Below are 13326 nucleotides of genomic sequence, written 5' to 3'. Positions count from 1 at the left end.
GAGGGCTCGGTCGAGCCGCTCGGGGCCTCGGGAGGGGTGGTGGTCATGGGATCCAGACTGTGCCGTCGCGCGGTCGCGCACCATCGGGGAGTGCCCTGATCTTGCCGCATCCACCGGCCCCGGCTCTCGGGGTCGGGTCAGGGTTCTACCCGCTGCTCCCGAGCCGATCGCTGTGTGACGATGGATGCATCATGAGCACCGCTGCGACCGCGCCCGGGACCCAGGCACCCCGGGACGTACGACGCGCCTACCGCGACCTCCGCGAGCCCGTGCTCGGCGGGGTCGCCGCCGGGCTGGCCGAGCACCTCGGCCTGTCCGTGCTGATGGTGCGGGTCGGCTTCGTGGTGGCCGCCGTGCTCGGCGGCTCCGGCATCGCGGCGTACGCCGTGCTCTGGGCGATGCTGCCCGCCGGCACGCACGCGACCCCGCTGGCCCCCGGCCTCGCGAGCGCCACTCGCGGCGGGCGACGGCCGGGGCCCGTCCGCCGGATCTTCGACGTCGGTCCGGTGGTCGTGCTCGGGGCGCTCGGGATCGGAGCGGTCTTCATCCTGGAGGGCTTCCTCGGCGCGGGCGGCTGGATCTGGCCGCTGGCGATCGCCATCGCCGGCGTCGGGCTGCTGTGGCGCCAGGCCGACGAGGCGCAGCGGGAGCGGTGGGTCGACGGCCGCGGGCGGATCGATCCGATGCGGATCGTGTTCGGCGCGGGCGGCTGGGCGTCGTACGCCCGTCTCGCCGCCGGGCTCGGCCTGGTCGTGGTCGCGATCGTGCTCTTCTCCCTGCGCGGGGGCTCGATCTCACTCGCCCGCGACGTGACCTTGGCCGTGCTGCTCGGCCTCGGCGGTCTGGCGATCGTCGCCGGCCCGTGGATCTACCGGCTCGCCGCGGAGCTCAGCGACGAGCGGGAGGAACGGGTCCGCACGCAGGAGCGCGCGGACGTCGCCGCCCACCTGCACGACTCCGTCCTCCAGACGCTGGCCCTGATCCAGAAGAACCCGTCCGACGCGGCCCGGCTGGCACGCGCTCAGGAGCGGGACCTGCGGTCCTGGCTGTTCTCGACCGAGTCCATGGACGACAGCACCGTCGCGAGCGCACTGCGGGCGATGGCCGGCGAGGTCGAGGACGCCTGGAACCTCTCGGTCGTCGTGGTCTCCGTGGGCGACTGCGACCTCACCGAGGCGATGCGGCCGATCGTCTCGGCGGCGCGGGAGGCGACGACCAACGCGGCCAAGCACGCCGGCGTGCCGCGGGTCGACATCTACACGGAGATCACGCCGACCGCGGTCGACGTGTTCGTGCGCGACCGGGGCGCCGGGTTCGACCCGGACGCCACCCCGGAGGACCGGCTCGGCGTACGGCGCAGCATCATCGACCGGATGGCTCGCCACGGAGGCACCGCGGACGTGCGGTCCGCGCCGGGCGAGGGCACCGAGGTGCGGCTGCACCTCGGACGCGACAAGGAGGGGGAGTGACCATGACGGTCAAGGTGGTGGTGGTCGATGACCACGCGATGTTCCGGCGCGGGGTGACCGCAGAGCTGGAAGCCGCGGGGTCCGACGTCGTCGAGATCGTCGGCGAGGGCGAGGACGTGGACACCGCGGTGGCCACGATCGCAGCGACCGCGCCCGACGTGGTCCTGCTCGACGTGCACCTCCCCGGAGGTGGCGGGGTCGAGGTGATGCGGAAGCTGTCCACGATGGCGGGCGACCCGCCGCGCTTCCTCGCCCTGTCGGTGAGCGACGCGGCCGAGGACGTCATCGGGACGATCCGGGGCGGTGCCCGCGGCTACGTCACCAAGACCATCACCGGCCGCGAGCTGGTCGACGCGATCCGCCGGGTGGCCGACGGCGACGCGGTCTTCTCGCCGCGGCTGGCGGGGTTCGTGCTCGACGCGTTCGCCGGCTCGATCGAGGTCGCGGACATCGACGAGGACCTCGACCGGCTCACCGAGCGGGAGCGGGAGGTGATGCGGCTCATCGCCCGCGGCTACTCCTACAAGGAGGTCGCGAAGGAGCTCTTCATCTCGATCAAGACGGTGGAGACCCACATGTCCGCGGTGCTTCGCAAGCTGCAGCTGTCCTCGCGCCACGAGCTGACCAAGTGGGCCTCCGACCGGCGGCTCCTCTGAGGTGACCGTGCGGAGGTTCGGGAGGTACGCCGCCGCGCTGCTGCTCGCGCTCACCCTGACGGGCTGCGGCCTCGGCGACGATGACGCCGCCGACGGCGACCGTACGGCGCCCACGGCCGGGTCACGCTCCGAGAAGGACCGTCCGCGCCACCGTCCGACGGACCAGCAGTCGCCGACGAAGCGCCCGACCGACCGCGCGTCGTCGTACTCCGACTGGGACCTCGGCGCCCACCCGCTGCCGCTCCGCCCCGACGGCTTCGGCGTGATGGGCCCGACGCCACCCGCCCTGGTCGAGCGCCGGTTCGCGACCGTCGACCTGCTGCCGCCGCCCGAGGACGGGCGGTTCCACTCGACCGTGGGCCCGGTCACCGACGAGATCCGGCGGCGGATGGGGAAGACCTGGTCTCCGGCGTGCCCGGTCGGGCTTGACGACCTCCGGTACCTGACCGTGTCGTTCCGCGGGTTCGACGGGCGGGCGCACACGGGGGAGCTGGTCGTCGCTGCGAGCGAGGCGGCCGACGTGGTGTCGGTGTTCGACGCCTTGTTCGCAGCCGCCTTCCCGATCGAGGAGATGCGGCTGCCGACCACCGCCGACGTGGACGCGCACCCGACCGGCGACGGCAACAACACCGCCGGCCTTGTCTGCCGCGCGACGAGGGGCGGCGGCTCCTGGTCGGCGCACGCCTACGGGCTCGCGATCGACGTCAATCCCTTCAACAACCCCTACCAGAAGGGCGACGTGGTGCTGCCCGAGCTGGCGTCGTCGTACCTCGACCGCTCCTGGCGCCGGCCCGGCATGATCCAGCCGGACTCGGTCGCGGTGCGGGAGTTCGCCCGGATCGGCTGGTCGTGGGGCGGCGCCTGGTCGTCGCTGAAGGACTACCAGCACTTCACGGCGACGGGCCGCTGACACAGGCGACCAACGCCCTAGAGTGCAGCCATGGACACGCTCCGCCTGATCCTGCTGATCCTCCACATCCTCGGTTTCGCCGCGCTGATCGGCGGTCTCCTCGCGCAGGCGGGTGACGAGACCAAGCGGGTGACCGGCGTGATGCGCGACGGCGTCGGCACGGCGTTCCTCGCCGGCCTCGCGCTGGTGGGCGTGCTCGAGGCCGGCGACGGCGACGTCAACCACGCGAAGATCGGGGTGAAGTTCGCGATCGGGCTCGTGCTGCTGGTGCTGGTGATGGCCAACATGCGCAAGGCGTCGATCCCCAAGGGGCTCTGGGCCGGCCTGCTCGTGCTCGCCGTCGCCGAGGTCTGCATCGCGGTGGTCTGGTCGCCCGTCCACAGCTGATCCCGGCCGGCACTTCTGACGGTGCCGCGCCGTAGGCTGGCCGAAGCATGAGTCACCTGCAGCCGCTGCCCGGCCTCGAGGGCATCACCCCCGCTGAAGAGCCACGTACGACGCGGCGCGGGCCGACCGCGCAGGAGCTCCTCGAGGGCCTCAACGAGCCGCAGCAGGAGGCCGTCAAGCACGCCGGCCCGCCGCTGCTCGTGGTGGCCGGCGCGGGCTCCGGCAAGACCCGGGTCCTGACCCGGCGGATCGCCTGGCTGATCTCCGAGCGCAAGGCCCACCCGGGCTCGATCCTGGCGATCACCTTCACCAACAAGGCCGCTGCCGAGATGAAGGAGCGGGTGGCAGACCTGGTCGGCGGTCGCGCCAAGATCATGTGGGTCAGCACGTTCCACTCCGCCTGCGTCCGGATCCTGCGCAAGGAGGCCGAGCACCTCGGCTACGCGCGGCTGAAGTCGAACTTCTCGATCTACGACGCCCAGGACCAGAAGCGGCTGATCACGCTGGTCTGCAACGACCTCGACCTCGACCCGCGGCGCTACCAGCCCGGCCCGGTGCTGCACTGGATCAGCAACCACAAGAACGAGCTGCGCGACCCCGACGAGGTCAAGGCCGACGCCCGCAACAGCATCGAGGAGAGCTACGCGGCGGCGTACTCCCTCTACCAGCGCCGGCTCCGCGAGGCCAACGCCCTCGACTTCGACGACCTGATCATGGAGACGGTCCGGCTCTTCCAGGCACACCCGGAGATCCGCGAGACCTACCGGCGGCGGTTCCGCCACGTCCTGGTCGACGAGTACCAGGACACCAACCACGCCCAGTACGCCCTCATCCACCAGCTCTGCGGGCAGAGCCTCGAGGAGCCGGTCGAGGGTGCGTACGACGACGCGGCCGCCGGCAGTGGCGATGGCGACCGGGTTCCTCCCGCGGAGCTGATGGTGGTCGGCGACGCCGACCAGTCGATCTACGCGTTCCGCGGCGCCAACATCCGCAACATCCTCGACTTCGAGCAGGACTTCCCCGACGCGCGGACGATCCTGCTCGAGCAGAACTACCGCTCCACGCAGACCATCCTCTCCGCCGCCAACGCGGTCATCGGCCACAACCAGGGCCGCAAGGAGAAGCGGTTGTGGTCCGACGCGGGCGAGGGGCCGAGGATCGTCGGCTACGTCGCCGACGACCAGCACGACGAGGCGCGGTTCGTCTCCGACGAGATCGACAAGCTGACCGACAAGGGCTGTCGGGCGGGCGACGTGGCCGTCTTCTACCGCACCAACGCGCAGTCCCGGGTGTTCGAGGAGATCTTCATCCGCACCGGCCTGCCCTACAAGGTCGTCGGCGGGGTCCGGTTCTACGAGCGGCGCGAGGTGCGCGACGCGCTCGCCTACCTGCGGATGCTCGTCAACCCCGACGACCAGGTCTCGCTGCGCCGGATCCTCAACACCCCCAAGCGCGGCATCGGCGATCGCGCCGTCGAGTGCGTCAACGAGCTCGCCAACCGCGAGCAGATCACCTTCTGGGAGGCGCTCCAGCGGGCCGACGAGGCGCCCGGGCTCGCGACCCGCAGCCAGGCCAACATCGAGGGCTTCGTCCTGTTGGTCACCGAGCTGCAGTCCATGGTCGAGGGCGGCGAACGGCCCGACGTGGTGCTCGAGACCGTGCTCGACCGGTCCGGCTACCTCGCGTCGCTCGAGGCGTCCGACGACCCGCAGGACGAGACGCGGGTCGAGAACCTCGGCGAGCTCGTCGCCGTCGCCCGCGAGTTCGCCGAGGACCCCGTCGCGGCGCCGAGCGCCGACCCGGCCGACGTCGACGCCGGCCTGGTCGAGCCCGGCCTCGCGGACTTCCTGGAGCGGGTGGCGCTGGTGGCGGACACCGACCAGATCCCCGACGCGCCGGACGGTGACAGCGACGATCCCGACGCCCCGCCGGAGCAGGGGGTCGTCACGCTGATGACGCTGCACACGGCCAAGGGCCTGGAGTTCCCGGTCGTCTTCCTCACCGGTCTCGAGGACGGCGTCTTCCCGCACTCACGCTCGCTCGGCGACCGCCCCGAGCTGGAGGAGGAGCGGCGACTGGCGTACGTCGGCATCACCCGCGCGCGTCAGCGGCTCTACGTCTCCCGCGCCATGGTCCGCTCCGCCTGGGGCGCGCCGGCGCACAACCCGCCGTCGCGGTTCCTCGGCGAGCTGCCGGTCGACCTCGTCGACTGGCGTCGCACCGAGGCCGACCAGACCCGCTGGTCGCGGCCGACGTTCGCGAGCGAGAGCGGGTCGACGTACTCCTCGGCAGGCTCGGGCCAGGCTGCGCGGCTCGGTTCGCCGACCGCTGCCGGGCGCCGCAACTTCACCTCGGCCGCTGCCCGCGCCGATGCCGCCGCGAAGGCGAAGCCCAGCCGCCCGATCCCGGTGCTCGAGCCCGGTGACCGGGTCACGCACGACAGCTTCGGGCTCGGCACGGTCGTGTCGGTGGAGGGTCAGGCCGACAAGTCGGTCGCGTCGATCGACTTCGGCTCCGACGGCGTCAAGCGGCTCCTGCTGCGCTACGCCCCGGTGGAGAAGCTCTGAGCGCTAGGGGTTGACGCCGTTGACCACGAGGGCGGCGAACGGGTCGACCGGGTCGCCACCGCCGGGGCGGACCTCGAGGTGGAGGTGCGGGCCGGTGGAGTTGCCGGTCGAGCCGACGTAGCCGATCACCTGTCCGGCGATCACGTTGTCGCCGGCCGACACGGTGTAGGACGTCTGGTGGTTGTACCAGATCTCGGTGCCGTCCTCGAGGGTGACAACGGTCTGGTTGCCGTAGGCGCCTTCGTAGCCGACCGACGTCACGACGCCGTTGGCGACGGACATGATCGGAGTGCCGCTCGGAGCGGCGAAGTCGAGGCCGGTGTGGTAGCCGCTGGACCAGTAGCTGCCGGCCTGGCCGAAGGTGGCGGAGAGCCGGTAGATGCCAGCCTCGATCGGCAGCGACCACCGATTGAGGTTGATGTTCTTGACTTCCTTCTCGACCTGCTCCACCAGGTTGCCGAGCGCCTCGTTGCGCTGCTCGGCCTGGAGCTCGACCTCCTGGACGAGCGAGGCGTCGCTCGCGTCGTCGAGTGCGTCGCGGTCGGAGTCGCGGCTCAGCACGGGGGAGCGGCCGGTCGAGTCGTAGACGGCGGAGCCGATCTCACCGGACGCGGCGTTCGCCGCCGAGAACCGCGGCGGCGCGTCGTTGCCGACGAGCTGGGTGCCGTTCGTGCTGAGGACGCCTCCCGCGGAGACGGCCAGCGCGGCGATGCCGACGACGACCGGCATCGACGGCAGCGCGCGCATCAGCGGCGTGCGCGGAGACCGGGCGGCGCGACGCTTGCCGGGGACGGCCGGTCGGAGCGAGCCCGTCGTGGTGTCGGTGAAGAGCGAGGCGGGGAGCTCGACCGTTGCCGGCGGCAGCTCGGGAGCCGCGGCACGGACGACGTCCGGCGTCGGTGAGTCGCTCGCGCGGCTGGCGACCCTGCGTCCGACGCACCCCTCAGCTGGACGCTCCGAGCGGCCTCGCGACGTAGCGCGTCGTGCCCCTCGGTGGTTGCCCATAGGTTCGTGTGTCCCCGCGTCGGTGATCAGTGGCTCGCCCATCCCTGGCGTTCGAGACCGACCCCCACGGCGTCCCGACGACAGTGGCCGTCTGCCAGATTGCGCCGACGACCGGGATGAAACGAATGCCGACGACCTTAACCGATCGACTGCGAAGCCGGAAATCTGCGGACGGCCGCTGTGGAATAGTCCGGTCGGACGGTGTAACCCACGTCACGTCCTTTGTGGGCACCCTCGTCGCGGGGGACGCGACCCTACTAGGGTGCCCGAGGACCCGCACAGCAGCGCGGCCCGCACCCGAACAGCTGAGGACATATACCAGTGGACCTGATGGAGTTTCAGGCGAAGGAGCTCTTCGCCAAGCACGGTGTGACGACCACCCTCGGTGTGGTCGTCGAGACCGCTGAGGAGGCGAAGGCGGCCGCGGAGGAGATGGGCGGAGTCGTCGTCGTCAAGGCGCAGGTCAAGGCCGGCGGCCGCGGCAAGGCCGGGGGGGTCAAGCTGGCCAAGACGCCGGACGAGGCGTTCGAGCACGCCACGAACATCCTCAACCTGACGATCAAGGACCTGCCGGTCAACCGGGTCCTGATCACGCCCGCGACCCCGCCGGAGGAGGAGTACTACTTCTCCTTCCTGCTGGACCGGTCGAACCGCCAGTACCTGTGCATCGCGTCGGTCGAGGGTGGTGTGGAGATCGAGGAGGTCGCCAAGACCAACCCCGACGCGGTCAAGAAGATCGCGATCGACCCGGGGACCGGCGTCGACGCCGACAAGGCGCGGGAGATCGCGACCGAGGCCGCCTTCCCGGAGCCCGTCTTCGAGCAGGCCGTGAAGATGATCGAGGACCTCTACAAGGTGTTCGTCGAGGAGGACGCGACGCTCGTCGAGGTCAACCCGCTCGCTCGCCTGGCCGGCGACAAGCTGGAGGCCCTCGACGGCAAGGTGTCGCTCGACGACAACGCCTCGGAGGTCCGGCACCCCGACCACGAGGAGTTCGAGATCCGTGAGGAGGCCGACCACCTCGAGTCGAAGGCCAAGGACCTCGGTCTCAACTACGTCAAGCTCGACGGTGAGGTCGGCATCATCGGCAACGGCGCGGGTCTCGTCATGAGCACCCTCGACGTCGTCGCGTACGCCGGCGAGGCCCACGGCGGTGTGAAGCCCGCCAACTTCCTCGACATCGGCGGCGGCGCCAACGCCGAGGTCATGGCCAACGGCCTCGACGTGATCCTGCACGACCCGCAGGTCAAGTCGGTGTTCGTCAACGTCTTCGGTGGCATCACCGCCTGCGACGAGGTCGCCAACGGCATCGTCGGCGCGCTGAAGATCCTGGGTGACGAGGCGACCAAGCCGCTCGTCGTCCGGCTCGACGGCAACAACGTCGAGCTGGGACGCCAGATCCTCGCCGACGCCAACCACCCCCTGGTGACCTTGGCCGACACGATGGACGGTGGAGCCGACAAGGCCGCCGAGCTCGCCAACAACCAGGCTGCCTGAGAGGACGACGACATGAGCATCTACCTGAACAAGGACTCCAAGATCATCGTCCAGGGCATCACCGGCGGCATGGGTGCCAAGCACACCGCCCTGATGCTCGACTCGGGCGCGACCATCGTGGGTGGCGTCAACGCCCGCAAGGCCGGCACCACGGTCACCCACAAGGACGCTTCCGGCGCCGACGTGGAGCTTCCGGTGTTCGGCACCGTCAAGGAGGCGATGGCCGAGACCGGCGCCGACGTGTCGGTCCTCTTCGTACCGCCGGCGTTCACCAAGGACGCCTGCGTCGAGGCGATCGACGCCGAGATCCCGCTGATCGTCGTGATCACCGAGGGCGTTCCGGTCCAGGACACCGCCGAGGTGTGGTCCTACCTGCAGGGCAAGAAGACCCGGATGATCGGCCCCAACTGCCCGGGCATCATCACGCCGGGCGAGTCGCTCGCCGGCATCACCCCGCACACCATCACCGGCTCCGGCCCGGTCGGTCTCGTGTCCAAGTCGGGCACGCTGACCTACCAGATGATGTACGAGCTGAAGGACTTCGGCTTCTCCACCGCCATCGGCATCGGCGGTGACCCGATCGTCGGCACGACGCACATCGACGCGCTCCAGGCCTTCGAGGAGGACCCGGACACCAAGCTGATCGTCATGATCGGTGAGATCGGTGGCGACGCGGAGGAGCGGGCCGCGGCCTACATCAAGGACAACATCACCAAGCCGGTGGTCGGCTACGTCGCGGGCTTCACCGCCCCCGAGGGCAAGACCATGGGCCACGCGGGTGCGATCGTGTCCGGCTCCGCCGGCACCGCGGCCGCCAAGCAGGAGGCCCTCGAGGCCGTGGGCGTGAAGGTCGGCAAGACGCCGTCCGCGACCGCCGAGCTGGCTCGGGAGCTACTTCGTGACCTCTGATCCTCACGCTGGTTGAGGCGCTCGCTCCCGCGAGCTTCACGTCCCACGCGAGGGGCCGCCGTCCGATCCGGACGGCGGCCCCTCGTCGTACGTCCTCAGTCGATCGGGGCGTTGTGGCAGACGGCCTCGACGTTGTTGCCGTCGGGGTCGCGCACGAAGGCGCCGAAGTAGCGCTCGTGGTACTCCGGCCGGAGCCGCGGCGCGTGCAGCGACTCGGCACCGAGACCGACCGCGGCCTCGTGGAAGGCCTCGACAGCTTCGGGGTCGGCGGCCAGGAACGCCACGTGCACCTCGCGGTTGGGCGGCATGTCGTCGTACTGACTGAGCCAGAAGTCGGGCTTGTCCTTGCCGTAGCCGACGGCGACGTCGTAGTCCAGCAACCGGCGGTAGCCGAGGGTGCCGAGCACGGTGTCGTAGAAGCGCTTCGCGGTGTCGAGGTCCGCGCAGTTGATGCCGAGGTGATCGATCATGCGCCGATCCTGGCACCCGGCGCCGACTCCTGGGCCTGGGACTGCTCGTGGTGTGTGTCAGTGGCGGGGTCGGACTGGCCGTCAGCCCTGGAGCTCGTACGTCGCACCGATCACGTCGGCCAGGTTCTCCCGGGCCTCGGTGGCGAGGTCGATGACGGGGAAGTCGTCGGGGTCGGCCTCGTCACCCAGGGCGTCGACGACCACCGCGTTGCCGATCCGGACCACCTGGATGACGGCACGACCGATGCCGTCCGAGACCCGAGTGATGACGAGGGAGTGCTCGCCCAGCGCACCCTGGTTGACCTCGGTGGTGTAGGTCGGGGGTGTGCCGTTCTGGTCGCTGGTCGGGCACGCGCGGTAGACGTCGCGGACCGAGTCGACGAACTGCTCGGCCGCGGTCGGGTCGGCGAACAGCTGGATCTCGCGGGCATAGCCCGCCGAACCCCAGCTCAGCCGGGTGGTGAGCCGATCGACCGGGTCACCGGCGTCGGCGGAGGTGTCGCAGGCCGCCAGGTCGCCGGCCGCCACCATGCCCTCGTTGTCCGGGCTCGGCTCGGTCAGCCGGTACTCGCTGCTGCCGTCGTCCTCGGGCCAGCCCGACGTCAGCGGGAAGTCGTCCGGGATCGCGGTCGGCCCGGACGCCGGCGGGGTCCCGGTCGGGTCGTCCGACGGCTCCGGGATGGTGACCGGGTCGGACGCCGACGAGTCCCCGACGGAGGGATCGTCGCCACAGGCGGCGAGGACGAGCGCGGCTGCCGCGAAGGTGGCGGCGAGCAGGTGCTGGGTGGACCGGCGGACCTTCATGGCAGCTACCCCTTCCTTGGTGCGAGGGAGTCACTCGGTTGACGCGCCAGGGGGTCATCCGGTTGACCGTTGTCCTCGTACGGCGATGCGGGCCGCTCAGCACCCGTCGACGGTGAACACGCACAGGCTGGGCGCGATCGCCGTGGTCACGTCGGTGCGATCCTGGGCACCTTCCTCCACGCCGGAGATGCTGCCCTCGCCGTACCGGTGGACCAGGAGGACCGCGTTGCCCACCCGGGTCGCCTGGAAGTCGTCCTTGCCGAGGCCGTTGGTGTACGTGCGGCTGAAGGTCACCGAGTCGTAGCCGGTGAGGATGTCCGTCACGGTCCACACGGTCGAGTCCTCGCTCGAGCAGTCCTGCAGCGCGACCCGGATCGCCTCGACGGCTGCGACCGCCTCGTTGACGGTGGCGAAGGTGACCAGCTCGCGGCGGTCGCCGTACTCCGGGCCGGTGGCCCAGGCCCACAGCCGGTCGACGGTGTCGGCCACCGGCCAGACGCTCTGTCCGCAGAGGTCGACGGTGAGGCCGGTCTCCGTGGCGTCTGGACGGTACGGCGTGTGGAACTCGCCGTCCGAGCCCATGTCGGCCATGTCGACGTCGAGCGGGATGTCGTCCGGGATCGTGGTGGTCCCGGCCGGCTCGTCGAGGTTCGGGTCGGCGCCCTCCGTCGGGCTGGCGTACGCACCGGTCTGCAGGTCCGTGACCGCGTCGAGGAGGGTCGCCAGACCTTCGGCGACCCCGACCCACATGCGGTCGATGTCTCCCGCGGCTCCGCTGCCGCTCTCGTCGCTCTCGATCGCGACGAGCACTGAGTTGCCGACCTGCGACACGATGATGACCTGGCGACCGGCGCCGTCGGACCACCGGATGTCCAGCCGCGACGGGGCGTCCGGGCTGTCCCCGGTGAAGTCGACCTCGTAGTCGGGCGACTCGGCCTCACAGGCGCTGTAGGCGTCTTGGATCGAGTCGAGGTAGCTGCGCGCCTCCTCGTCGTCGGCGAACAGCTGGAGCTCGCGGGCGTAGTAGGACTCGTTCGTGGTGAGGCGGGTGGTGAGACGGTCGACCGCGTCGGGGTTGTCGATCTGCTGGCACTCCTGCAGGTCGCCACCGGGCAGCAGCGCCTCGTTGTCCTCGCTCGGGTCGGCGGGGTCGAACCCGCTGCTGCCGTCGTCCGTCGGGAACCCGCTGTCGAGCGGGAAGTCGTCCGGGATGGTGGTGGGCCAGTCGCCCTCGGCCGGCTCGTCCCCGACGCCGTTGCCCCGCACGAGTCGTTCCGCGGCGGCCGGCAGCATCTCCGCGGCCGGGGGTGGCTGTCCGTTGTAGTCCTGGCCGTGGCTCAGTGCCGTCACCACGGCGACCCGATCGCCCGACACGACCAGCCCCGTGTCGAGGAACCAACCCTCGTCCCCGAACGGGTCGAGCTCTTCATCGACCGGACCGTAGGTGGCGAGCATCTGGGCACCCTGGCCGTCGACGGGGATGGGGACGGGGGCGAACTCGCCCGCCTCGAACCTCTCGGCCCCGGGCGGCCGGCAGTCGTCGTACCAGCCCTGGATCTCGTTGTACGCCGTGAGTGCGTCCTCGGGGCTCGCGAACTCGCCGATGATCTCGTTGAGCTGGGGACCGATGTCCGTCCCGCTCGTCTGCAGCTTCCACCGGAAGTCACGCTGGAAGACCGTCTCGGCGCCGAGACCGGCGAAGGAGCTCTGGAAGCACGGGCTCGGCGGCGCCTGGCCGTCACCCGGATAGGTCTCCGACACCTCGAACTCGGTGCCGACCTCGTTCCAGGCCGCGTCGTCCGCGGTGATCAGGTTCTCCACGCTCAGGGCAGCGGCCGGAACCGGGTCGGTGATGGACGGCTGGGGAGCAAGGTTGTCGGGGTCGTCGGAGCCATTGCCCACCGTGAGGGCGACGACGGGGACGGCGACGGCAGCGACCACCGCGGCGCTCGCGCCGGCGACGAGGGCGTGCTTGCGGCGGCGGATCCGGTCGCCCCGTGCGCGGATCTCGGAGGCTGGAAGTGGCATCGGTGCGCCCTCCAGCGCGTCGCCGAGACGGGTCAGCTTGTCGATCGGGTCAGACATGGCTCATTCCTCCAGCCAGACCGCCGTTGGTCTCGTCGGTCAGCAGCACGGCGAGCGCGGCGCGTCCGCGGCTCAGCCGGGCCTTGATGGTTCCTTCGGGTACGCCGATCTCGGCCGCGATCTGGTGGATCGGGAGATCGGCGATGTGGTGCAGCACCAGCGCCTGGCGCTGCGCCTCGGGCAGCTTCCTGAGGGCGGCGACGAGAGCGACGTGCGACTCGTCGACGGCCGGCGTATTGGTCGCGGCGCCGACTGCTCTGTCGGTCGGCCGCTTCCCGAGCTGGACGCGGCGCCAGCGGCTGACGGCCAGGCGGTACGCCGTCGTACGGATCCAGGCTTCGGGGTACTCCGCCTTGTCGAGCTTCCGGCGGTTGGCCCAGGCGCGTGCGAAGGCCTCCTGCACGCACTCGGTGGCCTCGTCCAGGTTGCCGATCATGGCGTAGACCTGGCTGGTGATCCGACGGAACGACGCGGCATAGAGCTCGTCGAACTCATGTGCCTCCACGGCCGTCCCCCTCTCGAGCCCGAGTCCGGAGCTCGCGCTCCGGAGTGTTGATGTCGATGGTG

12 protein-coding genes are annotated in these 13326 nt (G+C 70.8%); 7 read left to right on the top strand and 5 right to left on the bottom strand.

Features of this window, described 5'->3' with window-relative positions; translation table 11 throughout:
• Positions 1 to 191: 191 nt before the first annotated feature.
• Genes D0Z08_RS03245 through pcrA form a run of 5 tightly spaced genes read left to right on the top strand, consistent with a single transcriptional unit; the run spans position 192 to position 5989 of the window.
• Positions 192 to 1469 (top strand): ATP-binding protein, encoded by a 1278-nt coding sequence (locus D0Z08_RS03245; protein WP_118922532.1) that lies wholly within the window; start codon positions 192 to 194, stop codon positions 1467 to 1469.
• 2 nt (positions 1470 to 1471) lie between these two features.
• The gene (locus tag D0Z08_RS03240; protein ID WP_118922530.1) at positions 1472 to 2125 is read left to right on the top strand and encodes a LuxR C-terminal-related transcriptional regulator; all 654 of its coding nucleotides are present in this window, start codon (positions 1472 to 1474) and stop codon (positions 2123 to 2125) included.
• A gap of 1 nt (position 2126) precedes the next feature.
• On the top strand, positions 2127 to 3035 hold the full coding sequence (locus tag D0Z08_RS03235) for a M15 family metallopeptidase (protein WP_220453991.1): 909 nt from the start codon (positions 2127 to 2129) through the stop codon (positions 3033 to 3035).
• A gap of 30 nt (positions 3036 to 3065) precedes the next feature.
• Positions 3066 to 3422 carry a hypothetical protein gene (locus tag D0Z08_RS03230; protein WP_118922528.1) on the top strand — a complete coding sequence of 119 codons (357 nt, stop codon included), beginning with the start codon at positions 3066 to 3068 and terminating at the stop codon, positions 3420 to 3422.
• A 47-nt stretch (positions 3423 to 3469) separates the two neighbouring features.
• Positions 3470 to 5989: a DNA helicase PcrA gene (pcrA, locus tag D0Z08_RS03225; protein ID WP_118922526.1), complete on the top strand. Its 2520-nt coding sequence runs from the start codon at positions 3470 to 3472 to the stop codon at positions 5987 to 5989.
• 3 nt (positions 5990 to 5992) lie between these two features.
• On the opposite strand, the gene D0Z08_RS03220 is transcribed toward pcrA, so the two are convergent.
• Positions 5993 to 6994, bottom strand: a complete 1002-nt coding sequence (locus D0Z08_RS03220) for a M23 family metallopeptidase (RefSeq protein ID WP_220453990.1) — start codon at positions 6992 to 6994, stop codon at positions 5993 to 5995.
• A 321-nt stretch (positions 6995 to 7315) separates the two neighbouring features.
• Between D0Z08_RS03220 and sucC the strand changes: the two genes are divergently transcribed.
• Together sucC and sucD are read left to right on the top strand one after the other, a co-directional pair.
• On the top strand, positions 7316 to 8491 hold the full coding sequence (gene sucC / locus D0Z08_RS03215; RefSeq protein WP_118922524.1) for an ADP-forming succinate--CoA ligase subunit beta: 1176 nt from the start codon (positions 7316 to 7318) through the stop codon (positions 8489 to 8491).
• 12 nt (positions 8492 to 8503) lie between these two features.
• Positions 8504 to 9400 (top strand): succinate--CoA ligase subunit alpha, encoded by an 897-nt coding sequence (gene sucD / locus D0Z08_RS03210; RefSeq protein ID WP_118922522.1) that lies wholly within the window; start codon positions 8504 to 8506, stop codon positions 9398 to 9400.
• Positions 9401 to 9495: 95 nt separating this feature from the next.
• On the opposite strand, the gene D0Z08_RS03205 is transcribed toward sucD, so the two are convergent.
• The 4 genes from D0Z08_RS03205 to D0Z08_RS03190 all read right to left on the bottom strand — a co-directional run bounded on the left by D0Z08_RS03205 (position 9496) and on the right by D0Z08_RS03190 (position 13264).
• On the bottom strand, positions 9496 to 9870 hold the full coding sequence (locus D0Z08_RS03205; protein ID WP_118922520.1) for a VOC family protein: 375 nt from the start codon (positions 9868 to 9870) through the stop codon (positions 9496 to 9498).
• An 81-nt stretch (positions 9871 to 9951) separates the two neighbouring features.
• Positions 9952 to 10674: a hypothetical protein gene (locus tag D0Z08_RS03200; RefSeq protein WP_118922519.1), complete on the bottom strand. Its 723-nt coding sequence runs from the start codon at positions 10672 to 10674 to the stop codon at positions 9952 to 9954.
• A 96-nt stretch (positions 10675 to 10770) separates the two neighbouring features.
• On the bottom strand, positions 10771 to 12759 hold the full coding sequence (locus D0Z08_RS03195) for a hypothetical protein (protein ID WP_118922517.1): 1989 nt from the start codon (positions 12757 to 12759) through the stop codon (positions 10771 to 10773).
• On the bottom strand, positions 12752 to 13264 hold the full coding sequence (locus D0Z08_RS03190; RefSeq protein WP_118922515.1) for a SigE family RNA polymerase sigma factor: 513 nt from the start codon (positions 13262 to 13264) through the stop codon (positions 12752 to 12754). The genes D0Z08_RS03195 and D0Z08_RS03190 overlap by 8 nt, the downstream gene beginning before the upstream one ends.
• Positions 13265 to 13326 lie beyond the last annotated feature (62 nt).

The organism is Nocardioides immobilis (assembly GCF_003515065.1).
Classification (GTDB): domain Bacteria; phylum Actinomycetota; class Actinomycetes; order Propionibacteriales; family Nocardioidaceae; genus Nocardioides; species Nocardioides immobilis.
This window is presented reverse-complemented; position numbering and strand designations above follow the sequence as displayed.